Raw genomic sequence first — 24,061 nt, 5'->3', positions numbered from 1 at the left:
GACAGCTTGATCCACGGCACCGAGCCGGCGACTTGCTGGTTTTGCTCGGACAGCTTGATCCATGGCACCGAGCCGGCCAGCTTGTTGGTGGTTTCGGATAACTTGATCCAGGGAACGCTGCCCGCGACCTGCTGGTTTTGCTCGGACAACTTTATCCATGGCACGCTTCCGGCGATCTGTTGCAGCGCGTTGGCCTGCTCAGGGGTATGGCTGATGGATGCGACACCGTAGAAAGAGGTAGCAGTAACGAAGGTGGATAACAGAAGCTTCATTGCTGTAGTCATAGTGGTTGCCCTTGCTGAATGTTAAAAATAGACAGCAAGGGTTTAGCAATGGTTGTGCCAATGTTGTTTTGTGGTAAATTTCCTAGCTTTTCAAAGAGATTTTGGATTTCTCATTTTTAAGCTTTTGTTCTATATGACTTTCTTTTAGCGGTTTACTGAAATGGTAGCCTTGAATTAATTCACACTTAAGAGCCTTTAAAACAGTAAGTTGCGATTGCTCTTCAATCCCTTCTGCCACCACTTGCAAGTTCATGTTGTGGGCGATGGTAATGATGGAGTCGACCATTTTCATGTCGCGATCGGAAGTGGCGATGTCATCGATAAAGGATTTGTCGATTTTTAACGTATGAATCGGGAACCGCTTCAGGTAAGACAATGAAGAGTATCCAGTGCCGAAATCATCCAATGCCAGATGAATCTGCATCCGGTTGAGGTCTTTCATAATCTGAATGGCTGCTTCTGGCCGCTCGATGACGGTGCCTTCGGTGATCTCCAGTTCCAGGTTGTGGGCGGGCAGGCCGGTCTCGTCCAGAATCGCTTGAATGCGCTTGCACAGCCCGGGAGAGCTAAATTGCTGGCTGGAGAGGTTCACCGCCATTCGGCCCCGCAGCAGGCCTTTTTTCCGCCATTGCTCGGCGGTGAGACAGGCTTGCTTTAAGACCCAGTTATCGATGTCGATAATCAGACCAGTCTCCTCCGCCAGGTCGATGAACTGGTCGGGGAACAGCAGACCCTTGCTGGGGTGGTTGAGGCGAACCAGTGCTTCCATGCCAAAGATGGAGTCGGAACCGAGGGCCATTTTGGGTTGATAATGCAATTCAAACCAGTGCTCCTTCAGGGCTTGGCGAATCATGCTTTCGACCTCGAAGCGCTTAATGGCGTCCTGATTCATAAAGTCGTTGAAGAACTGGAAACGCTGCCCTCCCTGACTCTTGGCGTGGTACATCGCCAGATCGGCTTTTCTCAGCAGTGCATGAGGCTCGACGTCATCCTCGGGGTAGCTGACGATGCCGATGCTGGCTTTGACGACGATCTCCTCTTCGTCTACCAGATAGGGTTGTTCAAAGGTGGTCAGGATCCGCTTGGCGATCTTACTGGCATTCTTCACCGACGAGGTGCTGTCGGCGATGACGGCAAACTCGTCGCCGCCGAGGCGGTAGAGTTCGCAGTCGTTGGGCAGTTTGCTGTTGAGGCGGTTGGCCACATGACACAACAAGCTGTCTCCCACATCGTGGCCCAGGGTTTCATTGATGCGCTTAAAGTTATCCAGATCAAACACAAACAGGCAGTGTTCGCTTTGGCGCTTGATGCGGGCGTCCAGGCTGATGTGCAGGTAAGTGCGGTTTGGCAGTCCGGTCAGCACGTCGTTGTTGGTCAGTCGCCGCAGCTCCACCTCATTCTGTTTGCGGTGGGTAATGTCGGTAAGGATGCCGACAAAATAGCTGGGGTGGTTGTCCTCGGCCTTGATCAGATCGATCACCACATCCAGATGGATTTTCCGGCCATCCGGGCGGCGGTGCTCAAGTTCGCTGGCCCAGTTGCCCTGAATCTTGACGATGTTGGAGATTTCCTGGAAGTAATCGGTGTCCAGATCTCCCAGTGACAGCGGAGTGCCTATCAGTGCCTGGCGTTTGTGCCCCAGGATTTGACAGCCACTGTCGTTCAGCTCCAGATAGTTGAAATTGGCATCCAGAATGAACATCCCTTCGGAGATGTTGGTCAGGGCGCGGGCAAAGATGGTCAGGCGCTCTTCCGCTTCTTTGATTTTACTGATGTCTTTAATGGTTCCGGTCATTCGCGATGGTTGATCGTCACCGTCACGTTCGACAATCTTGGCCCGGTCGAGGATCCAGATCCAGTTGTGCTGTTTGTCTCGAACCCGGTAGGTCGCCTCAAAATGATCGATGTCGCCACGGAAGTGGGCTTCAAGGGCGGCGCGGACACGCTCCCGATCATTGGGGTGGATGTTGCCGTTGTCGGTGGGGGTGCTGCGTTGACCATCTTGAGGAAAGTCCAGGGTGCCCCAGATGTTGGAGCGGTATATCCGTCCGGAATCGATGTCCCAGTCCCACATCTCATCGCCACTGCCCCACAGAGACAGCTTGAGGCGCTCCTCACTCTGAGCGATGCGCGCCTGAACCCGACGTCGCTGCTGAATGGAGCGGAAGGCCAGGTAGATGATGGCCATCAGTACCATGGCGTAGATTGCCTTGGCCGAGGTCGACAACCACCATGGGGGAAGAATGGTGACCTCAAGACTGCGAACCGGGCTGTCGTGGCCGAGGCCATTGGTGCTTTTTATCTCGAACCGGTACTCGCCGTAGGGCACGTTGGTGTAGGTGGCGATGCGGGAGTTGTTGGCGGTTTCCAGCCAGTTGTCATCCAGGCCATGGAGTCGGTACAGGTAGGAGATGTTGTAATCCAATGCCTCTGTGGGCGAGGAAAAGCCGAAAGAGAATGGGTAATCGCTGCTTTTCAGGGTGATGGATTTGGCCACCAAAATGTTCTTGCTCAACTTCTCACTCACCGGCACTTCTCGGTTGAAGATTCGAAACGAGGTGATTACCGGAGCGGTCGCCCGTTGCTGGGTTTTGTCGATGTCGGAGACCAGGTTCAGTCCGCCGCTGCCACCAAAGACCAACTTGTCATTGAATTTACCGCTGGCCATGCCGTTAAACTCGGACAGGGCTCCGAGCTTGGTATCGTAGATGTTGACGGTGTCGCCACTGCTGCGATCGACCACCACCAGGCCGCCGGAGGTGGCACTGATGATGCGTTCCGGAGTGACTTCAAAGGAGTAGGCCACGCTCTTGTTCAGTTTACTGAACTGTTCGATGTGGCCGCTGCTGTTTATCTCAAACATGCCGGTATCCAGTGCTTGAGCGTAGATCTGGCCATTGGCGATTTTTGTGCCGGAGATGATGCGTCCCTTGAGGAATTCGCCATTTCGAATCAGTTCGTCGTCCAGTTTCACCAGTTGAATGACGCCATTCTGAGTACCGATCACCAGGCTGCTTTTGGTGACTGCGCCATTGAGAATGGGGTGTTTAAACTGCTCATCCAGCGGAGCCGGAACAATGGCCGGGGAGGGGCTGTTGAGGTTGAGCATCATCAAGCCGTGATCCACGGTACCAAGGTACACCTTGCCCTGATAGATATCAGGAATGATGCAGCTGAAGGTGGCATCGTGCTTCAGGGTGGTGGTATTGAAGTTGGCATCGACAATGACCAGGGTCTGGCGACCACTGATCAGCAGTTTGTCGCCAAAGGTGGCCACGGTTTTGGGGCCGGCAATGGCGGTGTTGAGGCTGCGGGTTTGCTCAAACTGCTCATTATAGAAGTGAACCTCGGGGTCATCTTCCAGAACCACCAACTCCTGGCCAAACTGGTGAGCCCCCCAGACGTCATTGCCATTGTCATTGGCAAACTTTTCAACCACTTTCTGTTGATTACTCTTTCTGAACAGGCCGTTGCCATTGGTGCCAAACCAGAAGTTATTGCCTGAATCGGTGAACAGGCTAATGATGGGTTTGTTGTTATCCTCGGTGTGAAACTGGCGGATCTTGTAAGGGTGTTCTGAGGTGTCAACGGCGATGATTCCGGTTTCTGAGACCACCCGCAATGTGCTTTCCCGCTCGTTGTAATCCAGCTTTTCAAACTGTTCGCCAGTCAATATTTCCGTTAATTCGCCACTGCGGCTTAAGCTGAAAACCTGGTTGGCGGTTAACAGGAACCACTCATTGATGGCGCGATCGATGTCGATAACGTTTAAGTTGCCATCCGTCAGCGGCGTCCATTGCTCGTTGCCGCCCGGTTGATTCGATTTGACCTGGCCGGAGGCGGTCAGGGCCAGGTTCAGCGTTTTTCCGGGGAGGCTTTTTTTGATCGCTTCGCCGGCGCTGAGTTGCTCGATGACGCCGGAGTGGATGTTCAGTGAAAACAGTCCCTGAGTGTTGGAGAGCCAGATGTGGTTTTTGTACAGTGTCAGGTGATTGGTGGTCAGCCCCGAGGGAATGTCGATGGTGGAAAACTGCTGAGAGGTGATGTCATAGCGGCTGATGGCGGTTTGGGTCGCTATGTAGAGCGCGTTCTGCTTGGCGACGTACACCAGGTCGTGAATGGTGTTGGAACTGAGGCTGTTGGGATTGCCCTCCTCATGACGGAACACCTTGAATTCGTTGCCATCAAAGCGGTTTAGGCCATCGAGAGTAGCAAACCACATCATGCCCTGGTTGTCTTGGGTAATGGCGGTGACCACCGATTGGCTCAGCCCTTTCGCCATCGACAGGTGCTGGAGTTTGGTGACCGGTTGCAATGAAGCCGCCATGCTCGCCATGGAACTCAGGGCAAGGGATAGGATAAGGGCGACGACCAGTTTTAGCTTCATATCTGTATTTATACGTTCTTATGATATAGAAAACGGCCCTATTTGGACCGCCTAACACTGTATACAACTATTTTACAATAGCATCTGTTACGAGGTGACAGCAACCGCAGATACTGCGGTTAAGCTGTTGAATTACAGCGGCATCACAGAGCGGGTTACATAGAAAAGCGACCGGCTTCCGATTTAAATTGATTCAGGTCTTCGATGCTGCTGGAGCCGGTAATGGGAGAGTTATCCTGATGCTGGTTGCCACAACTAAAGAGAATCAGCCTGTCCGGGGTCTTGGCTTTCATTCGATTGACGATAAAACGAATCATGTCAGCGCGCTCCAACAAGGCGATCTTGTCGGCGATTCTCTGCCGCTGATCGAAGTCGCAGTCGTGGTTGCCGATGCTGGTCCACAGGCGCTGGGCCCTGGCATTGATGTTGGCATCCGGCTCGAGAATCTGTTGAATCAATCCCTGTTTGGTGGCTTGCCACTGTTCATGCGTGATCTGCATCAGCGCGTAGCTGAAATCGGCAATGAACTGGTCGATGGCTTCAATCAGTTTCAGCGGGCTGGCCACCGGACTTTGAATGTAGAACATCAGTCCCGGGTAGTGGTTCAGCGGCACGTAACTGGTGCCGACCATGTAGCCCAGTTGTTGCTTGGTTCGCAGTTCGTGGAAGAAGGTCGATGACATGGCGTGGTTGAGCAGGCTGAACATGGCGGCCTTGTCGGTGCTGTGCTGCCTGGATTGGTAGTACACCAATATGGCGCTGTCCTGATGCTCGGCGGGCAGTTCCCTGAGGATAGTGCCCTTGTTGTCGATGCGCACCAACTCCCTGGCCACCTCCTCTCCGGGTTGGCTGACCAGCGCCAGTTGGCGATTCAGGTCCTGGGCCAGGGCCACGGCTTCGTCTTTCAACCAGTCTCCGTAGACGAAGGCTTCCACGTTGATCTGCTGATAGATTTTACTGATGTGACCGTGCAGCTCCTCCAGAGTAACGGTTTCCAGTCCGGCGGCCAGCCTCAGGGGCTCATAGCTGCGGTGCTGCAGCGTGGCGGTGAGGCTGTTAAATAACTTTGAGATAGGCCGGGCGTTGCGGACCGCATGCCAGTTGCGCATTAGCCTGGCTTTGGTGTCATTGAAGCGTCTGGGCAGAAAGTTCCGCTTTCTGGCCTGGGTCAACAGCAGCGTCAGCAGTGCCTGCTGCTTGCCGGTAAAGCCGGTCAGGTGCAGGGTCAGTCCACCCTGATGGGGGTAGATGTTATAGGACATACCGGCGATCTCGGCCGGATAGGTTCGCTCGCTGAGATCGTCCAGCAGCATGGCGATGTACAGTCGGGTCAGAGCCGCCGCTCGTGTGGTGCGGTGAGCTTGTTCACTGTCCAGGGCGATAAACAGGTGGCCTTTGGGCACATTGAACTCATTGTCTTTGTAGTGCCAGAGACGAAACCCCTGTTGATTGAAAACCACTTCGGGACCGGTGCTTTGCGGCTGCTCCTGTCGGGGGCGAATATTGCCCAGGATGTAGGGGTTGGGGCCGGGTAACCCCAGCTCGTGGGAGCGGGGGACACTGGCCCAGCGCTGTCGGCGAGCGGCGGTGATCGGAGTGATGCGATAGGGGGTGTTGTACCACTTGGCGTGCCGATCGGTATCGAGCTCTGGCAATACCAGTTGAATCCGCAACTGATCGGGCACCATGGTGTCCAGCAGTGAGGCGGTCAGCTGATGATCCAGGGCGTCCATGCGGTAGTCGCCAAAAATCACGTCCTCGGCCGGGTAGTGCTGCAGGTTGATGGCCAGGTGGCTGGCCAGATCCAGCGGTTTATTGGCTTCCTGATACTTGAACGCCAAATCCAACAGGGTTTTGCGCTCTTCATAGCGCCAGTCTTCGAGGCATTGTTGGCGCACCACTTCGATAAACTGAAACATCAGTCCGATGATGGTGTCTTGTTCGCCGATCCCTTTCTCTGTCAGCTGAAAGCTGATGTTGAAATCTTTAAAGTTGTAGCCATTGATGCCGCCGCCGGCAGACAGGTTGGTGGCCAGTCCCTGACGTTTCAGCAGTGATAGCAGGCTGCCCCGACCTTCGTAACCCAACATGTGCGCTAAAAAAGTCAGTGGTTTGAGGTGATACCATTTGTCCACTCCGGGAAGCGGAAAGGTCACCGTGAGTCGCCGCTGCGCTTTCAGGGGCGTGGCCTGCACCTCGATGTTCATCTCTTTGTCGGTGTACAGCGGAATGTCCGGGTAGCACTTGTGAATGTCCCGGTTGACGATGGCGCTGAAGTACTGCTGCAGCCAATCCCGCATCTGCTCGAGGTCGGCATTGCTCACCAACACCAGGGTCATCAGGTTGGCGGAATACTGGGTGCGGTAGAACTCCAGCAACTCCTCCCGAACCGGACGCTGGTTACGATCCGCCAGGGTGTCCAGGTTGCCGACGGAGAACTTACTGAAGGGGTGGGCCGGATTTACGGTTTGTTTATGCACCTGATACAGGCGGCGCACGTCATCCCGCAGTTTCATCTTAAACTCAGAATCCACCGATTGGCGCTCTTTGTCCGCCAGGTGAGCATCGAACAACGGCGCGGTAAAGAACTGGCTGAAGCGCAATAACCCCTCTTGAAAGCGGTCGTGGTTGATGTCGAAAAAGTAGCTGGTGAACTCCGGTCCGGTCCAGGCGTTGTGGTTGCCGCCGTTCTGGCTGATGAACTGCTGGTATTCTCCCGGGTGGGGAAACTTTTCGGTGCCGAGAAACAGCATGTGCTCGAGGAAGTGGGCCATTCCTTCCCGATCGTCGGGATCGTCGAAGTGGCCGACATTAACGGCCAGTGCGGCGGCGGACTTGGTGGCCGTGGAATCGGCGATCAGTAAGGCCCTTAAGCCATTGTCTAGCGTGACCTGAGCGTATTTTTTGTTATCGTTGGGGCTGACGATCAGTTCTGGCATCAATGTTGAATCCTATAGGCGTACGGCCGAGCTTTGGGTATTGCGCCGGAGACAACGTTGGGCAATCTAGGTGCTTTTTGTGGTAGTTATAAGCCTAGTTAAAGCTGGCTGCGTACGTATGATTTTTGTTAGCTTAAACCTTTTTTGCGGTGAAAACCAAAAGATATCACTTTGTTACGTGATGTCTTTTTTCCGATAGCCGGCCCTGCCGAAGGGTGGTTAACTTTGCAGCGGGCTTTCTATACAATGCCCGCTTCCAGAACATCGAATCGGATCGTTTCGGCAAGATACAGCCGCCGGGTTAAGCCGACGGAATGGATGACTTTTTGGGGTTAGCATGCGTTTTTATTTGATGCGTCATGGCGAAGCCGGATTTGACGCCACGGTAGACAGTCAGCGGAACCTGACCGATCTCGGTCAGAGAGAGGTTCTGCACATGGGGGCCCGACTGGCCAGAGAGCTTGGTGACTGCCGGTTGGTGCTGGTCAGCCCCTATGTCCGTGCCCAGCAAAGTTGGCGCTGTCTGCAAGCGTCGCTGCCCGAGGACGTCGAGGTGATCACTCTGGATGAACTGGTGCCCAATGCCGATCCCGGCGTGAGCCATGATGTGATTGCGGCACATGCCGAACTGAGTGCCACCGATGCGGTGCTGGTGGTGGCCCATATGCCCCTGCTGGCTTATCTACTGCGCGAGTTCGTTGCCGGCATTGAGCCGCCGCTGTTTGCCACTGCCGCCGTGGCCTCGGTGGAGGTCAGTGACGGCAGTGGCCGTTTGCTGGCTCTGCAGTCACCGACGGTGCCCGCCGTCCTCTGAGCCGATATCCACCAGTACCAGTAAGGCGCCATTGCCTCCCCACTCCAGTGGTGCCTGGTGATAGCCGATCACCTCCGGGTGCTGGGCCAGCCAGCTTGGGATCTGCTGCTTGAGCACACCGCTGCCGATGCCATGCATAATGCAGGCACAATGCACGTGGTGTTTTTTGCACTCTTCAATCAAGGCGATTAACTCAAACCGGGCTTCCTGTGTACGGTAGCCGTGCAGATCCAGCATCATCTCCGGAGGGTAATCGCCCCGTCTCAGCTTTTTCAGTTCGAACGGGTCTTCGCCCTGGCGCAGATAGCGGACTGGACCACTGTCGGGCATGGCCGGTTGGAATTCATCAGAAAAGTAGCTGTCGGCAAGCTGCCGCTGCTGCTTCTCCTCCACCTGAATGCGTTTCGGGGCGGCTTTGGGGTGATGGTGTTTGTCCTGACTCAGGGGCTTGACCCCCGACATCATCTCGGCAAACGACCCTTTTTGATTGTCTTTACTCATGGACGGCATTTTAACCCAATCATCGTGGCAAAAGCGATGCAGGGCAGGGAACAGATAGATCAGATCTTTAACGCGATAGGGTTTACAATGTGGCGCAGTAGAGACAGACAGGATTTATCTGGTGGATAAAATTTTTATTGATGAAGCGGTCACCGAGCTGCATACCATCGAAGACATGTTGCGTTGGTCGGTCAGCCGTTTCAATGATGCCGGCATCTATTATGGCCACGGTACCGACAATCCCTGGGATGAGGCGGTGGCCTTGGTGCTGCATGCTCTGCACCTGCCGTTGGAGCTGGGCCACGAAGTTCGCCGGGCCCGCCTGACCAGCAGTGAAAAGCAGAAGATTGCCGAAATGGTGATTCGCCGTGTGCATGAGCGCACTCCGGTGCCTTATCTGACCAACAGTGCCTGGTTTGCCGGCCTGGAGTTCTACTGCGACGAGCGAGTGTTGGTGCCGCGGTCGCCCATCGCCGAACTGATTGATAAGCAGTTTACCCCCTGGATGTACAACAAGCCGGTTAACCGGATCCTGGATATGTGCACCGGTTCGGGCTGCATCGCCATCGCCTGTGCCTACGCGTTCCCGGAAGCGGAAGTGGACGCGGTCGACATCAGCAGCGATGCGTTGGACGTGGCTCAGATCAATATTGAGCGCCACGGCGCCCTGCACAGTGTTTTCCCGATTCAGTCTGACTGTTTTGATGCCTTGCCTGGTCAGAAATATGACCTTATTGTGTCCAATCCACCCTATGTGGACAGCGAGGATATGTCGGATCTTCCCGAAGAGTTCCACCATGAACCTGAGCTGGGCCTGGCGTCCGGCGTTGATGGTCTGGATCTCACCCGTCGAATCTTGCGGGAAGCGGCCGACCACCTGAACGACAACGGTGTCCTGATCGTTGAGGTGGGCAACTCCTGGGTGGCGCTGGCGCAAGAGATGAGCAGCGTCCCCTTTACCTGGCTCGAGTTTGAAAATGGCGGCGACGGCGTATTCGCCCTGACTCGGGAACAACTGGTGGAGCACCAGGACAGCTTTTAATTACTGACAAGAGGGAGAGCCCCAACGCGATGGCTGGCAATACAATAGGAAAACTGTTTACCGTAACCACCTATGGTGAGAGCCATGGGCTGGCGTTGGGGGCCATTGTTGATGGTTGCCCCCCGGGGATTGAACTGAGCGAAGCGGATCTGCAACTGGATCTGGATCGCCGTCGCCCGGGCAGCTCCCGTTATACCACCGCCCGCCGGGAAGCCGACGAGGTTAAGATTCAATCCGGGGTCTTTGAAGGCAAGACCACGGGTACCCCCATCGGCCTGGTCATCGAAAACACCGATCAGCGCAGCAAAGACTATTCGGCCATCTCCCAGGTGTTCCGTCCGGGTCATGCCGACTACACCTACCATCACAAGTACGGTGTCCGTGACTATCGCGGCGGGGGCCGCAGTTCGGCGCGGGAGACCGCCATGCGGGTCGCGGCCGGGGCCATTGCCAAGAAGTACCTGGCTCAGGCGTACGGCATCGAGGTGCGGGCCTACCTGTCACAGCTAGGACCGATTAAGGCGAAGCAGGTGGACCTGACCCAGGTGGAAAACAACCCGTTCTTCTTTCCGGATGTGACCAAGCTGGATGAGCTGGATCAGTATATGCGGGATCTGAAGAAGCGGGGAGATTCCATCGGAGCCAAGGTGACGGTGGTGGCCACCGGGGTACCGGTCGGGCTGGGTGAGCCGGTGTTTGACCGCTTGGATGCGGATCTGGCCCACAGCCTGATGAGCATCAATGCGGTTAAGGCGGTCGCCATTGGCGATGGTTTTGACGTGGTTGAGCAGCAGGGCAGCGAGCACCGGGACGAGATGACGCCGGAGGGGTTTGCCAGCAACCATGCCGGTGGTGTACTGGGGGGGATCAGCAGCGGCCAGCCGGTGATCGCCCACCTGGCTCTCAAGCCTACCTCCTCGATCATGGTGCCGGGTAACAGCATCGATGTCGAGGGTAAGGCCACCGAGATGGTGACCAAGGGCCGTCACGATCCCTGTGTCGGCATTCGTGCGGTACCCATCGCCGAGGCGATGATGGCGATCACCCTGATGGATCACGCCCTGCGTCAACGCGGCCAGAATGGTGCCGTGACCGTGTCTACCCCGACTCTGTCGATGAACGATCAATGACCTTGAACTTCTGGCAGCCACAGCGACAGCTGTTGGCTGCAAACTACCTGTTCTATTTCGCCATGCAAGGGCTGACTGTGCCCTTCATGGGCATCTACCTGGATCTGCGTGGTTTCTCGGCGCCGGAGATCGGCACCCTGATGGCGGCACAGATGACCACCGCCATGGTGTCCCCCTACTTGTGGGCATCGTTGGCCGACTACAGCGGTCGCCGTGCCTTAGTGGCCAAGCTGGGGGTGGCTCTGGCGTTGGCCGGTTTCGCCGCACTGTTTATTGCCCAGGGTTTTTGGCAGACGGCGCTGGCCTTGATGGCATTCAGCTTTAGCTGGAGTGGCATTTTGGCTCAATTGGAGGTGCTGACGCTCAGCTCTTTGAAACCTCGAACCGAACTCTACAGTAAGATTCGCAGTTGGGGCAGTGTCGGCTACCTGTTGATGGTGGTTGCCGCCGGTTGGGCGTTCGAACGCTGGGATGCCGGATTGTTGCCCTGGCTGGGGGTGGCGCTGCTGGCGGCGATGATCGGTTTTACCCTGGCTTTGCGTGGTGCCGGAGAACAACCGCAGCGTCAGTCCGCGGACTGGTCCGGCATTCACTGGCCCAGAGTCGGCCTCTATCTGGCGTTTGCTTTCAGCCTCAATGCCAGCCATGGCGGCTACTACGGGTTTTACGTGCTGTACCTTCAGACCCTGGGGATCAGCGAGTCCATGGCCGGGGTGCTGCTGGCGTGTGGGGTGATGGCGGAAGTGGCGCTGTTTGCCTTGATGCCGCGGTTGTTGCGACGAATTGCCTTGGATCGGCTGATGATCCTCTGTGGGGCCCTGGCCCTGTTGCGTTGGTATCTGACTTCGCAGATGACCACGGTCGCCGGGCAGTTGCCGGCGCAACTGCTGCATGCCGCCAGTTTTGCCCTGGCCCATGCCTGTGCCATGCAGTTTATTCATCACGAGTTCAAGCCCGGCATTCAGGGGCGAATGCAGGCGCTGTACGGCAGCCTGGCCTTTAGTGGTGGTGGCGCCCTGGGAATCTACCTCAGTGGCCATTTGTGGCAACAGCACCCGGAACGGGTGTGGCAACTGGCGATGGCCTTGGCGGCGCTGTCGTTGGTGATGGCGCTGCTGTCTCAAAGCCTGGGGTACAATAAGCGGATCGCGGAAGACCAACAGCAGCAACCGCAGTCCTGCACGGAGTCCACGGCCTAATCCAGGTCGGTAACCTTTGCCTGTGAGAATGAGAAACGACGGATTCTGGCTGCCTCAACGGCGGTTCCTGGCAGCCAACTACCTGTTCTATTTTGCCATGCAGGCGTTGACCGTGCCCTTTATGGCGGTGTTTCTGAAGCTCCGAGGCTTCTCCGTTTCTGACATTGGCACCCTGATGGCGGCAAAGATGGCCATTGCCATGATTGCCCCCTACTTGTGGGCCACCCTGGCCGATCGGTATGGGCGACGCACCCTGATGATCAAGCTGGGGGTGGGGTTGTCATTGCTGGGATTTGCCGGCCTGTTTGTTGCCGAGGGCTTCTGGCCCACGGCCGTCGCCCTGTTGCTGTTTGGTGCCAGTTGGAGTGGCATCCTGGCCCAGTTGGAGGTATTGACCCTCAGCGCCCTTCGCCCCCGGGTCGAGTTCTACAGCCGAATCAGGACCTGGGGCAGTTTGGGATTTCTGCTGATGGTGATGTTGGCCGGCGGCTTGTTCGAGCGCTGGAGTGTCACCCTGATGCCCTGGGTCGGTTGTGGACTGCTGGTGGTCATGCTGCTCTTTGCCCTGCCGCTCAGGGGCAGTGACGAGGAGACTCGCCAGGCCCACGTCGATAACTGGGGTGGCGTCAACTGGCTTCGGGTCGGCACCTTTATGCTGTTTGCCTTCTGTCTCAATGCCAGCCATGGCGCCTTTTACGGCTTCTATGTGCTCTATTTGCAATCCTTGGGGATCGGCGAGGGGGTCGCAGGCATGCTGGTGGCTTCCGGTGTTGTGGCAGAGATGGCGCTGTTCACACTGACCCCTCGGTTACTAAAGCGAGTGTCATTGGAATGGCTGATGATCGCCTGTGGTATGCTGGCAATACTGCGCTGGTATCTGACTGCCGAAATGAGTTCTCCCTTGGGTCAATTGCCAGCTAACTTGCTGCATGCGGCCAGTTTCTCTCTGGCCCATGTCTGCGCCATGCAGTTTATTCACCATGAGTTCCGTCCCGGTATTCAGGGGCGGGTGCAAGCGCTCTATCGCAGCCTGTCCTTCAGTGGCGGCGGGGCTTTGGGGGTGTATTTCAGTGGTCAGTTGTGGTTGCGCCAACCCGAGCAGATCTGGTGGCTGGCCATGGGGCTGGCCACGACGGCTTTGCTGGTTGCGCTGGGGTTTAAGGGATTGCACGACAACAAGAGGATGGAATCGCGAGGTGAGCAACAATCAGAACCAGGTGCTGATTCGACTGTTTAATCAGGGCCTGGGTAAGCAGTTTAATACCCGGCTTATCGATCAGGGCAGCGAACCCCTCTACCTGCCAGCCGACGAGCAGTGTCCTTTCCACCGTATCTTTTTTGCTCATGGTTTCTTCTCCAGTGCCCTGCACGAACTGGCGCACTGGACCCTGGCTGGGCCAACGCGCCGACTGCGGCTGGATTACGGCTACTGGTATCACCCCGATGGTCGTGATGCACAGCAGCAAGCGGAGTTTGAGCGAGTCGAGGTGAAGCCTCAGGCCATCGAGTGGGCCCTGCATCTGGCGGCGGGACGCCGATTCAATGTCAGTGTCGACAACCTGGGAGGCATAGAGGTGGATCGCCGCGCCTTTCAGCTCAAGGTGCAGACGCAGGCGCGCCGCTATCTGGTTCAGGGATTTCCGCCACGGGCGGGAGCGTTAATCGAAGACGTTCGTCGTCACTACCGTACACCGGCGCTGTCAACCCAGCGGTTTGAGTTTTGAGGCAAGGATGAATCGACCATTTCGACTCGGAGTCATTATCAATCCCGTGGCTGGACTGGGGGGCAGTGTCGCCCTGAAAGGCAGCGACAATGTAAGCCAACAGGCGCTGGCCCTGGGGGCGATCCCCAAGGCACAGCAGCGAATGGCCGCGGCACTGAACGCGTGCCAGTCGCAGTGGCCCGCCATTGACTGGGTCGCCGCCGGCGGGGCCATGGGGGGAGATCTGCTTACCGGGCTGGGGATTCCCCACCATTGCCTTTATCGCAGTGGTGATGACAGTGAGGCGGCGGATACCCAAGCGGCCACGCGGGCGATGATGGAACACGGCGTCGACTTGCTGTTGTTTGCCGGCGGTGACGGCACCGCCCGCGACATCTGTTCGGTGGTGGGCGAGCGGCAGCCGGTACTGGGGGTGCCGGCGGGGGTGAAGATTCATTCCGGTGTTTACGGCATTACTCCCAAAGCCAGCGGCGAGGTGGTGGCGATGATGAGCCGGGGCGAGCTGGTGAGCACCATGATGGCCGAAGTGCGTGACATCGATGAAGCGGCATTTCGTCAGGGGCGGGTGCAGGCTCGTCATTATGGTGAGATGCGGATTCCCGAAGCACTGCAGTTTGTTCAGGCGGTGAAAATGGGGGGCGTCGAAGTGGATGAACTGGTACTGGATGACATCTGTGCCGATTTGCAGGAGCGGATGGAGGAGGGGGGACAGTTTGTGATGGGCTCCGGTTCCACGGTGGCCGCCGCCATGGCGATGCAGGGGTTGGACAACACTCTGCTCGGGGTTGATGTGGTGCGCGATGGCCAGCTTATTGGCCGGGATCTGACAGCTGCTCAGTTACTTAAGTTGGTTGCTGAGGTGCCCAGTCGACTGGTGGTGACCCTGATCGGGGGCCAGGGCCACCTGTTTGGCCGGGGCAACCAGCAGCTCAGCCCCGAGGTAATACGCGCCATCGGTCGCGACAACATTCTAATTCTGGCCACCAAATCGAAGCTGAAAGCGCTTGAGGGAAGGCCGATGATCGCAGATACTGGCGACCCTGAGCTGGACGCTCAGCTGGCCGGTTGGTATCCCATCATCACCGGCTTTCACGATGAAGTACTGTACCGGTTAACGTAGGATAGGGTGAATGTTAGACAGGTTAGAACAACAGGCCGACCAGTGGATGACCGAAATGGTCGAGCAGGGCACCGACGACCAGGTGTTTGCCAGTGGCTACCTGCAGGGGCACTTGGCACTGAGCCTTAATGAGCTGGATGAACAGCAGCCGCAATTGCTTAGCCTGTTGTCGGAAGACATGGAGAAGCGCATCAGCGCAGCCAGCACAGAACTGGCGCCGGATGATCTGAATTTGGTGCGCCAGGCCTGGCTTCAGTTGCTGCAGCGGTTGCAGCAACTCGGACACTAAAAAAAGGAGGCCGGCGCCTCCTTTTTTTATTCCGGAACCGGATGGCCTTTGTTCAGCCGCCGCTGCCAGAAGCGTCCCGGAACCACGCGCGCCAGCAGCGCCTGATCGATGGGCCTGGGTTCGGCGCACAGGCTGGAAACCACCGATTCGGCCATCAGCGCGGCACTGCACAGTCCTCGTGAGCCCAGTCCGGCCAGCAGGTGCAGCCCGGGCTGGGAGGGCAGTGGCTGCTGGCGCAGTTGTGACTGTCGGTCGATGATCTGCGGCCAATCCGGAACCGGGCCGGCCAGAGGAAAGTGGTCCCGTACCGAGCCGCGCACGGCGGCGCGGCCGCTGTCATCAAACATCAACTCTTGGGCCCAGCCGCACTGACCAAAACTGGCGTGCATGCGCTGGCGAATCTCCGCCACATCCTGTTGCTGCCAACGGCTATCACTATTGCGCTTAACGAAACTGGCGCCACTGGTGAGCCGTCCCTGCAGTTGTGGGATCAGGTAGCCGTCGGCGCACAGCACGGTTTTTAGCTGGTTCAGCCTTGGGGTGGTTTGGGGGGCACTGATCTGGCCTCGAACCGCCTGAATGGGCAGTGGCGCAGTTTGTGCCAACTGGTGGCTCTGGTGCCCCATGGCGATCACGACCTGGTCATGGTGGGTTTGCTGGCCATTGTGAAAATCCAGTTGCCAGCCGTTGTCGCTGGCGGTCAGCGATCTCAATGGGTGGTCATAGTGGCACTGCAGTTGTCCCAGTTGACCGGCCTGCGCGAGCAGTGCCGGAATCAACTGGTTTGGAGCGACCCAACCGCCGAAGGGAAAGAACAGCCCGCCCCGGTCCAGCGGCAGATCGGCAATGTGGCTGGCCTGCTGGCGGTCGATGCCGTGCACCAGTTCTGGCGGAAAGCCCGCGGTCGCCACTTTGGCCAGTTTGGCCTGATCTTTGTCGTTCTGACCTAGCTGAACCACACCGCACCAGTCATGGTCGATGCTATGCCCGGCCGCCACGGTGCGGTTGAGGCGCTGGCGGCTGAGGAGGAAGCCTTGTTGGTACAGCTGACTTAGCCCATCCTCGGCCAGGTTCATCAGTGGATAGATGGCCCCCTGACGGTTGCCCGAGGCGCCATCGGCACTGGCCTGGCCCTGGCTGTACAGGGTGACACGAATGCCTCGCTGAACCAGGCTAAGGGCCAGGTGTGCCGCCGCCACACCGGCACCGACGATGGCCACTTCGGAGACGGTTTTGGCGACGGGCTTGGCGTTCAATAGCTGGCCGCTGATCATCTCGCGCTTGACGCCGTAGCCATGGTCCTTGGTGACCGAAAAGCCAACGCGTTCCAGCCCGCGGCGTACGTGCCCGGCAGCGGTAAAGGTGGCGTAGGTGGCCTGGTGACGGCTGAGCCTGGCCATCTGAGTGTACAGTTCGGGTTGCCACATGGCGGGATTTTTGCTCGGCGTGAAGCCATCGAGAAACCAGGCATCGAACAGGCCGCTGTTGTCCGTTACCATCGATGGCAGAATCTCGTTGACGTCCCCCAGCCACAGGTCGACCACCACCTCGCCCTGGTCGAACTCCATGCGATGACATCCGCCGATCGGGGCGGGGTAGGCCTGCTGCAGTTGTCGGGTCTGATGCTGCAACTGTGGCCAGTATTTGTGGGCCCGGCGCAGGTCGGCGTCGGTGACCGGGTGTTTCTCCATGCTGACAAAATGCAGCCGTCGGCAGCGGGCCTGTGGGTGCGCCTGACGGAATTGGCGAAAGGCCTGCCACAGCAGGCACAGGTTCAGGCCGGTGCCAAAGCCGGTTTCCGCCACCACCAGAGTGGTGTGGGGGTGGGCTATAAATCTCTCGGGAAACCCGTTATGTTTCAGGAACACATACTGAGTTTCGTCGATGCCGTCCACGGTGGAGAAGTACACATCGTCGTATTCGATCGATACCGGAGTGTCGGAATCGCGCCAATCCAGTTTGGCGGGAAGGATGGGAGTCACGCTGGGTCTCACTGTCGCTCTTTTGTCGCCATTGTAACGCTGTATAGGGAAAGCCGACCAGTTTCGCAAACAAAACAGGCTAAGATGGCGTCAGTTTAACGGATCTTCATACACAGGAAAAAATGATGAAGCGAGCTGTAATTACCGGACTGGGTATTGTTTCCAGTATTGGCAATAACGCCGAAGAAGTAACGGCAGCCCTGAAGGCCGGCAAAAGTGGCCTGAGCTATTCAGATCAGTTTGAAGAGCTGGGTCTTCGTAGCCGCGTCTGGGGTGATCTGAAGATCGACCCGGCTGAACACATCGATCGCAAGAAATTGCGTTTCATGGGTGATGCGGCGGCCTACGCCTACATTGCCATGGAAGAGGCGATCAAAGACGCCGACCTTCCAGAAGACCAGGTCAGCAACCTTCGCACCGGCATCGTTGCCGGCTGTGGCGGTGCCTCTTCCCTGAATCAGGTGCAGGCTGCCGATACGCTGCGCAGCAAAGGTGTGCGCCGTGTGGGCCCTTACCTGGTGCCGCGGATCATGTCCTCTACCGCCTCAGCGTGTCTGGCGACCCCGTTTAAGATCAAGGGCATTAACTACTCCATCAGCTCCGCTTGTGCCACCAGTGCTCACTGCATTGGCCATGCCGTCGAGCAGATTCAACTGGGTAAGCAGGACATCGTGTTTGCCGGGGGCTCCGAGGAGCTGCACTGGACTCTGGCGATGGGCTTTGATGGCATGGGCGCGCTGTCCACCAAGTACAACGACGATCCGACCAAGGCCTCCCGTACCTACGATGCAGACCGTGACGGCTTTGTGATCTCCGGTGGTGGTGGCATGGTGGTGGTGGAAGAGCTGGAACACGCTCTGGCCCGTGGTGCCAAAATCTACGCTGAAATCGTTGGTTACGGCGCTAACTCCGATGGCTATGACATGGTTGCGCCCAGCGGTGAAGGGGCGGTGCGTTGCATGAAGCTGGCCCTGGACCAGGCCGGTGGCGACATCGATTACATCAACACCCATGGCACCAGTACGCCGGTTGGCGATACCCGTGAACTGGGCGCCATTCAAGAGGTGTTCGGCAGCAACAGCCCGGCCATCAGTGCCACCAAGGCGATGACCGGTCATGCCCTGGGCGCCGCCGGTGTGCACGAGGCCATCTACAGCCTGCTGATGATGGAAAATGGCTTTGTGGCACCCAGCATCAATGTCGACAACCTCGATGAGGATGCCAAGGGACTGAACATTGTCACCGAGACCGAGGAGCGCGAGCTGACCACCGTCATGAGCAACAGCTTTGGTTTTGGTGGCACTAACGCCACGCTGATCATGCGTAAATACCAGGATTAAGCGTTCATAATCCCATAATCCACAGAGCCGGGATACTGCGTCCCGGCTCTGCTTTTGTTACACTCCCCCTCCTGTTACCGCAACTCCTCCTACCCCGATGATTATCGTAGCTGATGAGAATATGCCGGCTCTGGATGCCATGTTTGGCCATCTGGCAGAGATTCGTTGTTATCCTGGACGGGCGATTGGCCCTGATCAAGTGCGCGACGCCGATATCCTGCTGGTGCGCAGTGTCACTCAGGTCAATCAGGCGTTGATTGACGCCGCCAAGACACTGAAATTTGTCGGTACCGCCACCATCGGCTTTGACCACATCGACGTGGCAGCATTGGAAGCCAGAGGCATTCCCTGGAGCAATGCCCCTGGTTGTAACGCCGAGGCGGTGGGCGAGTATGTTCTGACGGCGCTGCTGACCCTGGCTGAGCGGCTGTCGGTTTCCCTTGAGGGCAAGACCCTGGCGGTGATCGGCGCCGGCAATACCGGCTCTGCCACGGCCCGACGTGCGCAAGCGTTGGGGATGCGGGTTCTTTTGTGTGACCCGCCGCTGCAGGCGGCGGGGGACCCCCGCCAGTTTGAGTCATTGGAGGCGGCATTGGCCGAGGCAGACATCGTCAGTTGCCATGTGCCTTTGGTCCGGGATGGCGACCACCCCACCTGGCATCTGCTGGATGAGGCGCGTTTGACGGCGCTTAAGCCGGATACCTGGCTGGTGAATGCCTGCCGGGGCGAGGTGGTGGATAACCAGGCCCTGCTGGCGGTGAAACTACGGCGACCGGATCTTAAGTTGATTCTCGATGTGTGGGAGGGAGAACCGTCGCCGATGACGGCACTGGTGGAGGTCACCGACCTCGCCACTCCGCACATCGCCGGCTACAGCGTCGAGGCCAAACTGCGGGGCAATTGGATGTTGCTTCAGGTGCTGGCAAAGCAGTTGGACCTGGGGCCGGTGGCAGACTTTACCCAGTTTGTGCCGACTGCCGAGATTGCTTCGCTGCGGTTGAGCACGCCGATGAATCAGTCTCTGCTGGCGCGTGTTGCCCGGCTGGTGTACGACATCGACAGCGAAGATCGCCGTTTTCGGCAGTGGCAGACCCAAGCCGGTGGCTTTGATCGGCAGCGAAAAGCCCACCTCAATCGCAGAGAATTTCTATCCTTAACCGTGGGTCACTCGGGGCAAGCGGCCCCGGACCTGTGGTCTGAACTCGGTTTTAATAAAGAGAGATAACCCATGGCACAGGCATTTAATGTCGCAATTTTGGGCGCTACCGGCGCCGTTGGTGAAGCCCTTATCCAGATTCTGGAAGAGCGGGAGTTTCCTATTGCCGAGCTGCATCTGCTGGCCAGTGCCAACAGTGCCGGCAACACCAAGGCGTTTAAAGGTAAGAGCCTGACGGTTACCGATGTGGCGGAGTTTGACTGGAGCCAGGTAGAGCTGGCCTTTTTCTCCGCCGGTGGTGAGGTGTCGGCTCAGTATGCTCCGCTGGCGGCCGAGGCCGGCTGCGTGGTCATCGACAACACCTCTCACTTCCGCAATGAGCCGGATGTCCCCCTGGTGGTACCAGAGATCAACGCCCACGCGCTGGCGGAATTTCGCAATCGCAACATCATTGCCAACCCAAACTGTTCCACCATTCAGATGCTGATGGCGCTGCATCCGATTCATCAGCACTACGGCATCGACCGGATTAACGTGGCCACCTACCAGTCGGTCTCCGGTGCCGGGCGCCGCGCCATCGAGGAACTGGCCAAGCAGTGTGCTCAGTTGCTGAACGGCTTGCCGGCGAAAAATGAGGTGTTCGATAACCAGATAGCCTTTAACGTGCTGCCGAAAATCGACGATTTCATGGACAACGGCTACACCAAAGAAGAGATGAAGATGGTCTGGGAAACTCAGAAAATCTTTGGTGACGCCAGCATTGCGGTGAATGCCACCGCGGTGCGGGTACCGGTATTCCACGGCCATGGTGAAGCGATTCACCTGGAGACCCGTCAGCCGACATCGGTGGATGAGGTCAAGGCGTTGCTGAGCCAGGCTCTAGGACTGGTGTTGATGGAAGAAGACCAGGATTACCCCACTCAGGTCGGCAATGCCACTGGCCAGGACGAGGTGTTTGTAGGACGGGTGCGCCAGGACATCAGCCATCCTTGTGGCCTGAACCTGTGGGTGGTGGCAGACAACATTCGTAAAGGTGCCGCCCTCAATGCGGTGCAGATTGCCGAAACGCTGATCAGCGATTATCTGTAACCACTACCGGTAATGCCCGCCGCAGCCGCTCCGAATTCGGGGCGGCTGTTTGCTATGGCGGGGGGCAGCGAGGCCTTGATCACTTCGGGCTGCTGCCAGCCAAGCAACTGCTGTCGTCCTTATGACAGATGAGATATAGTGTTGAGATCGCAGCATTTAAAAATCAAACCATAGACAGAGATATGCGGGCCTGCAATATGACTGGAAAGCAAAGGGTATTGGTTGCCCTGTTGAGTGGGGCCATGGCCTGCTCGTACTCATTACATGCCGTTGGCGAAGGATTGGCCGTTGCCGGACCTCAGGGTGAACTGAAACAGGTTACCATTGGGCCGACCTCCCCCAGCGATACTTTATGGCGTCTGGCCAAAGCTCATCAACCGGAAGGCGCCACTGTCTATCAGACCATGTTGGCGCTGTACCAGGCCAATCCCCAGGCGTTCAGCAGTCAGAACCTCAATGCCCTTGAAAAAGGGATGATCCTTACCCTACCGGATGAGTCGGTGATTCTTGCCATCGATCCCGTTGAGGCAAAGGGGCGAGCGTCTGCCGATGACAAGCGTTGGGGCTCGGCACCTGTGGCACCCAAAGCCAAAGCCAAGGCGTCGCCGACACCCACCGTTACTCCATTGCCGGCGCCGCAAGCGGCCGCGGCTCCGGCAGTCAATAAAGAACTGGCCCGTCTGAACGATGAACTGAACCTGCAAAAGCAGCAATCGGCGGAACAGATTGGGCGTCTGCGACAGGAGTTGGGTCAATCCATCGATGAGATGGCGGCGATGTTGGAGCAGAATGAGCTGTTGAAGGCCCGCCTGGACGAGCTGAATCAGCAGGTGCTGACTCTGCAGAGTGCCCTGGATGATCAGCAGACGGTCAATCGGCAACTGGAACAGCAACTGGTTTCTCCCATGACCAGCACCAATTCCGCCGAGGTGGTGGAGCCGGTTCAGGATATTGAAGAGAGCGGTATCTGGCAGCAGCTATGGGCCAAACCCTGGCTGGTAGGCATCGCCGCCGTGGTACCCACCCTGTTCCTGCTGGCACTGGTGTGGTTGTACATCCGTCGCCGGGCGCCGGAGCCTGATGGCAGCATTGCTCAGGTTTCGGATCCGGTTCAGCCAGCCACCGCCGCAGCCCAGCCGGAGTCGAGCGTTGCAGCGTCGGTACCGACGGACACTCAGGAGGCGGCGGCGATTCAACTGGAGCCTTCTGCCACCGAGGCCGAAGAGCCGGTGCAGTCGCTGGAGGAGTTATTGCAGGAGCATCAGGCCATGGAAAGTGGCGATGCTCAGCCTCAGGAGCCAGATTTCAATGATGAGTTGCTGGCCAACATGGCCATCAACGAACTTGAGCCTGACGTAGACACCGTGATGTCTGAACTTGGGGTGGCTCTGGATGACAGTGCCGACATGGTCGAGTTGATGAACGAGGCCGACGACAATGGCATGGCCATGGCGGAAGACGACATTGAGGCCTTGCTCAAGGACCATTCGCCGGTGGATAGCGCGCCACAGCCCAAGGCTGAGGAGCCGGCCCCTTCGGTGTCGGCAGCAGAGCCCGAGCCGATGGATCGCGGTCTGGATCTCAGCCTGGATAACGCGCCGGAAGTGTCATTGGACCCACCCGGGGACGAAGAGTTTATCGACATCGACAAACTGCTGGATGAATCTCACAGCGAGGAGGCGCCGGTCGAGCCTTATAACGGGCTGGATCTGGATATCGGAGACCCGGATTTGACCAGTCTGATTGGCGAACAGTCCGGGGTAGACGTGGATGACGAGGTTAGTGGCTACAGCGCCAAACTGGATCTGGCCCGCGCCTACATCGAGATCGATGACAAGGACAGTGCCAAGGCGTTGCTGAGGGAAGTGATCGAAAAAGGCGCCAGCGCTCAGCAGGGGGAAGCCCAGGAGTTGCTGGACCGCCTGTAAGTGACCAAATGATCAACAACGGTGGCGCTGGCCACCGTTTTTTTTGGGGCATTGGCATGAGGGCCGATTCACAGTTTGGCCCTGGGCTGGCGGATCGGTCGCTTAGGGTGTGTGCCGGTATTGGATGACGACAAATTTCAGCAACGCAGACCAGATCGAACCCGGGTTTGGTATTACAATGCTCGGCCGCACGGTGGCAGCGGTAAAATTGCCGTAATTTGGTATAATGCGCCCCTTTTTGAACAGCAGGTAGTACGGGTATGAGAGTCGCACTGGGAATTGAGTATGACGGCAGTCGCTATTTTGGCTGGCAACGCCAGCGGGAAGTGGTTGGCGTTCAGCAGCGACTGGAGGAAGCCCTGTCGGTTGTTGCCAATCATCCGGTGGAGGTGTTCTGTGCCGGCAGGACCGATGCCGGGGTGCATGGTACCGGCCAGGTGGTGCACTTCGATACCGACGCGGTTCGCCCCGAGCGAGCCTGGACCCTGGGGCTGAACGCCAACCTTCCTGGCGATGTTGCCGTGCGCTGGGCTAAGCCGGTCAGCGATGAATTTCATGCTCGTTTTTCAGCAACGGCCCGACGCTACCGCTATATCATCTATAACCACCGCTATCGACCGGCCATTCTGGGCAGTGGCGTGAGTCACTATTACCACGAACTGGATGAAACCTTAATGCACCAGGCGGGTCAGTTGTTACTGGGTGAACAGGATTTCAGCTCTTTCAGGGCGATTCAGTGTCAGTCAAAGTCGCCGTGGCGGAACGTGCACCACCTCAGCGTCAGCCGTCGTAACCGCTATGTGATTGTCGACATTAAGGCCAATGCCTTTGTTCACCATATGGTGCGCAACATTGTCGGATCGCTGATGACCGTGGGGAAAAAAGAGCAGCCGGTAGAGTGGATTGCCGAGTTACTGGCGGCCAAAGATCGGAACTTGGCCTCGGCGACCTCAAAGGCTGAGGGGTTGTATCTGGTTCAGGTGGACTACCCGGAGGAATTTGCGATTCCGGTGAGCGAACCGGGACCACTTTTTTTACCCGACCCGTTGTAGCGAGTTAACCACCAGACAGTGAATTTAGCCGCATTTTCCCTGAGAATTATCGGGTTAGACCAGTTTTCAGTATCGTCAGTGTGAC

At 57.5% G+C, this 24,061-nt stretch carries 18 protein-coding genes; 13 read left to right on the top strand and 5 right to left on the bottom strand.

The window, feature by feature from the left end:
- The 3 genes from H598_RS26815 to H598_RS0120460 all read right to left on the bottom strand — a co-directional run.
- A partial coding sequence (locus tag H598_RS26815; RefSeq protein WP_035416344.1) for a hypothetical protein occupies nt 1-272 on the bottom strand: 272 nt, incomplete at its 3' end.
- A 94-nt stretch (nt 273-366) separates the two neighbouring features.
- A complete protein-coding gene (locus H598_RS0120465; protein ID WP_035416340.1) occupies nt 367-4,671 on the bottom strand; it encodes an EAL domain-containing protein in 4,305 nt (1,434 codons plus the stop codon).
- Nucleotides 4,672-4,826: 155 nt separating this feature from the next.
- Entirely contained in the window at nt 4,827-7,610 is a 2,784-nt protein-coding gene (locus H598_RS0120460; RefSeq protein ID WP_028114671.1) for an insulinase family protein, read from the bottom strand.
- Between the two features lie 337 nt (nt 7,611-7,947).
- On the opposite strand from H598_RS0120460, the gene sixA reads away from it, so the two are divergent.
- The gene (sixA, locus tag H598_RS0120455) at nt 7,948-8,424 is read left to right on the top strand and encodes a phosphohistidine phosphatase SixA (RefSeq protein WP_028114670.1); all 477 of its coding nucleotides are present in this window, start codon (nt 7,948-7,950) and stop codon (nt 8,422-8,424) included.
- On the opposite strand, the gene smrB is transcribed toward sixA, so the two are convergent.
- Nucleotides 8,398-8,925, bottom strand: a complete 528-nt coding sequence (gene smrB, locus H598_RS0120450; protein WP_028114669.1) for an endonuclease SmrB — start codon at nt 8,923-8,925, stop codon at nt 8,398-8,400. The genes sixA and smrB overlap by 27 nt on opposite strands.
- Nucleotides 8,926-9,046: 121 nt before the next feature.
- On the opposite strand from smrB, the gene prmB reads away from it, so the two are divergent.
- The 7 genes from prmB to H598_RS0120415 are packed head-to-tail and all read left to right on the top strand — an operon-like array spanning nt 9,047 to nt 15,429.
- Entirely contained in the window at nt 9,047-9,967 is a 921-nt protein-coding gene (gene prmB / locus H598_RS0120445; protein ID WP_028114668.1) for a 50S ribosomal protein L3 N(5)-glutamine methyltransferase, read from the top strand.
- Between the two features lie 29 nt (nt 9,968-9,996).
- Complete coding sequence (gene aroC, locus H598_RS0120440) at nt 9,997-11,097, top strand: chorismate synthase (RefSeq protein ID WP_028114667.1); 1,101 nt, start codon at nt 9,997-9,999, stop codon at nt 11,095-11,097.
- Nucleotides 11,094-12,296 carry an MFS transporter gene (locus H598_RS25125; RefSeq protein WP_051252914.1) on the top strand — a complete coding sequence of 401 codons (1,203 nt, stop codon included), beginning with the start codon at nt 11,094-11,096 and terminating at the stop codon, nt 12,294-12,296. The genes aroC and H598_RS25125 overlap by 4 nt, the downstream gene beginning before the upstream one ends.
- Nucleotides 12,297-12,324: 28 nt before the next feature.
- Nucleotides 12,325-13,533: an MFS transporter gene (locus tag H598_RS27050; RefSeq protein ID WP_051252913.1), complete on the top strand. Its 1,209-nt coding sequence runs from the start codon at nt 12,325-12,327 to the stop codon at nt 13,531-13,533.
- On the top strand, nt 13,493-14,020 hold the full coding sequence (locus H598_RS0120425; RefSeq protein WP_028114666.1) for an elongation factor P hydroxylase: 528 nt from the start codon (nt 13,493-13,495) through the stop codon (nt 14,018-14,020). Before H598_RS27050 ends, H598_RS0120425 begins: the two co-directional genes overlap by 41 nt.
- A 7-nt stretch (nt 14,021-14,027) precedes the next feature.
- A complete protein-coding gene (locus tag H598_RS0120420; protein WP_028114665.1) occupies nt 14,028-15,140 on the top strand; it encodes an ATP-NAD kinase family protein in 1,113 nt (370 codons plus the stop codon).
- A 10-nt stretch (nt 15,141-15,150) separates the two neighbouring features.
- Nucleotides 15,151-15,429 carry a YfcL family protein gene (locus H598_RS0120415; protein ID WP_028114664.1) on the top strand — a complete coding sequence of 93 codons (279 nt, stop codon included), beginning with the start codon at nt 15,151-15,153 and terminating at the stop codon, nt 15,427-15,429.
- Between the two features lie 26 nt (nt 15,430-15,455).
- Here H598_RS0120415 and mnmC read toward each other — a convergent pair whose 3' ends face one another.
- Entirely contained in the window at nt 15,456-17,411 is a 1,956-nt protein-coding gene (gene mnmC, locus H598_RS0120410; RefSeq protein WP_035416339.1) for a bifunctional tRNA (5-methylaminomethyl-2-thiouridine)(34)-methyltransferase MnmC2/FAD-dependent 5-carboxymethylaminomethyl-2-thiouridine(34) oxidoreductase MnmC1, read from the bottom strand.
- Between the two features lie 125 nt (nt 17,412-17,536).
- Here mnmC and fabB point away from each other — a divergent pair, with 125 nt between their 5' ends.
- The 5 genes from fabB to truA all read left to right on the top strand — a co-directional run bounded on the left by fabB (nt 17,537) and on the right by truA (nt 23,976).
- Nucleotides 17,537-18,751: a beta-ketoacyl-ACP synthase I gene (fabB, locus tag H598_RS0120405; RefSeq protein WP_028114662.1), complete on the top strand. Its 1,215-nt coding sequence runs from the start codon at nt 17,537-17,539 to the stop codon at nt 18,749-18,751.
- Between the two features lie 97 nt (nt 18,752-18,848).
- On the top strand, nt 18,849-19,976 hold the full coding sequence (locus tag H598_RS0120400) for a 4-phosphoerythronate dehydrogenase (RefSeq protein ID WP_028114661.1): 1,128 nt from the start codon (nt 18,849-18,851) through the stop codon (nt 19,974-19,976).
- A 3-nt stretch (nt 19,977-19,979) separates the two neighbouring features.
- A complete protein-coding gene (locus H598_RS0120395; protein WP_028114660.1) occupies nt 19,980-20,996 on the top strand; it encodes an aspartate-semialdehyde dehydrogenase in 1,017 nt (338 codons plus the stop codon).
- Between the two features lie 197 nt (nt 20,997-21,193).
- The gene (locus H598_RS0120390; protein ID WP_169629321.1) at nt 21,194-22,924 is read left to right on the top strand and encodes a FimV/HubP family polar landmark protein; all 1,731 of its coding nucleotides are present in this window, start codon (nt 21,194-21,196) and stop codon (nt 22,922-22,924) included.
- A 260-nt stretch (nt 22,925-23,184) separates the two neighbouring features.
- Nucleotides 23,185-23,976, top strand: coding sequence for a tRNA pseudouridine(38-40) synthase TruA (gene truA / locus H598_RS0120385; RefSeq protein WP_028114658.1), 792 nt, complete (start codon nt 23,185-23,187; stop codon nt 23,974-23,976).
- Nucleotides 23,977-24,061 lie beyond the last annotated feature (85 nt).

Origin of the sequence: Ferrimonas kyonanensis DSM 18153 (assembly GCF_000425405.1) — a bacterium.
Lineage (GTDB): Bacteria > Pseudomonadota > Gammaproteobacteria > Enterobacterales > Shewanellaceae > Ferrimonas > Ferrimonas kyonanensis.
This window is presented reverse-complemented; position numbering and strand designations above follow the sequence as displayed.

What these genes read in the sequence shown, in the direction of transcription:
- sixA (WP_028114670.1), top strand. Translation starts at nt 7,948, where the DNA reads ATGCGTTTTTATTTGATGCGTCATGGCGAAGCCGGATTTGACGCCACG.
- H598_RS27050 (WP_051252913.1), top strand. Translation starts at nt 12,325, where the DNA reads ATGAGAAACGACGGATTCTGGCTGCCTCAACGGCGGTTCCTGGCAGCC.
- H598_RS25125 (WP_051252914.1), top strand. Translation starts at nt 11,094, where the DNA reads ATGACCTTGAACTTCTGGCAGCCACAGCGACAGCTGTTGGCTGCAAAC.
- H598_RS0120460 (WP_028114671.1), bottom strand. Translation starts at nt 7,610, where the DNA reads ATGCCAGAACTGATCGTCAGCCCCAACGATAACAAAAAATACGCTCAG.
- H598_RS0120400 (WP_028114661.1), top strand. Translation starts at nt 18,849, where the DNA reads ATGATTATCGTAGCTGATGAGAATATGCCGGCTCTGGATGCCATGTTT.
- H598_RS0120390 (WP_169629321.1), top strand. Translation starts at nt 21,194, where the DNA reads ATGACTGGAAAGCAAAGGGTATTGGTTGCCCTGTTGAGTGGGGCCATG.
- H598_RS0120420 (WP_028114665.1), top strand. Translation starts at nt 14,028, where the DNA reads ATGAATCGACCATTTCGACTCGGAGTCATTATCAATCCCGTGGCTGGA.
- smrB (WP_028114669.1), bottom strand. Translation starts at nt 8,925, where the DNA reads ATGAGTAAAGACAATCAAAAAGGGTCGTTTGCCGAGATGATGTCGGGG.
- H598_RS0120415 (WP_028114664.1), top strand. Translation starts at nt 15,151, where the DNA reads ATGTTAGACAGGTTAGAACAACAGGCCGACCAGTGGATGACCGAAATG.
- truA (WP_028114658.1), top strand. Translation starts at nt 23,185, where the DNA reads ATGAGAGTCGCACTGGGAATTGAGTATGACGGCAGTCGCTATTTTGGC.
- H598_RS0120465 (WP_035416340.1), bottom strand. Translation starts at nt 4,671, where the DNA reads ATGAAGCTAAAACTGGTCGTCGCCCTTATCCTATCCCTTGCCCTGAGT.
- H598_RS0120395 (WP_028114660.1), top strand. Translation starts at nt 19,980, where the DNA reads ATGGCACAGGCATTTAATGTCGCAATTTTGGGCGCTACCGGCGCCGTT.
- fabB (WP_028114662.1), top strand. Translation starts at nt 17,537, where the DNA reads ATGAAGCGAGCTGTAATTACCGGACTGGGTATTGTTTCCAGTATTGGC.
- aroC (WP_028114667.1), top strand. Translation starts at nt 9,997, where the DNA reads ATGGCTGGCAATACAATAGGAAAACTGTTTACCGTAACCACCTATGGT.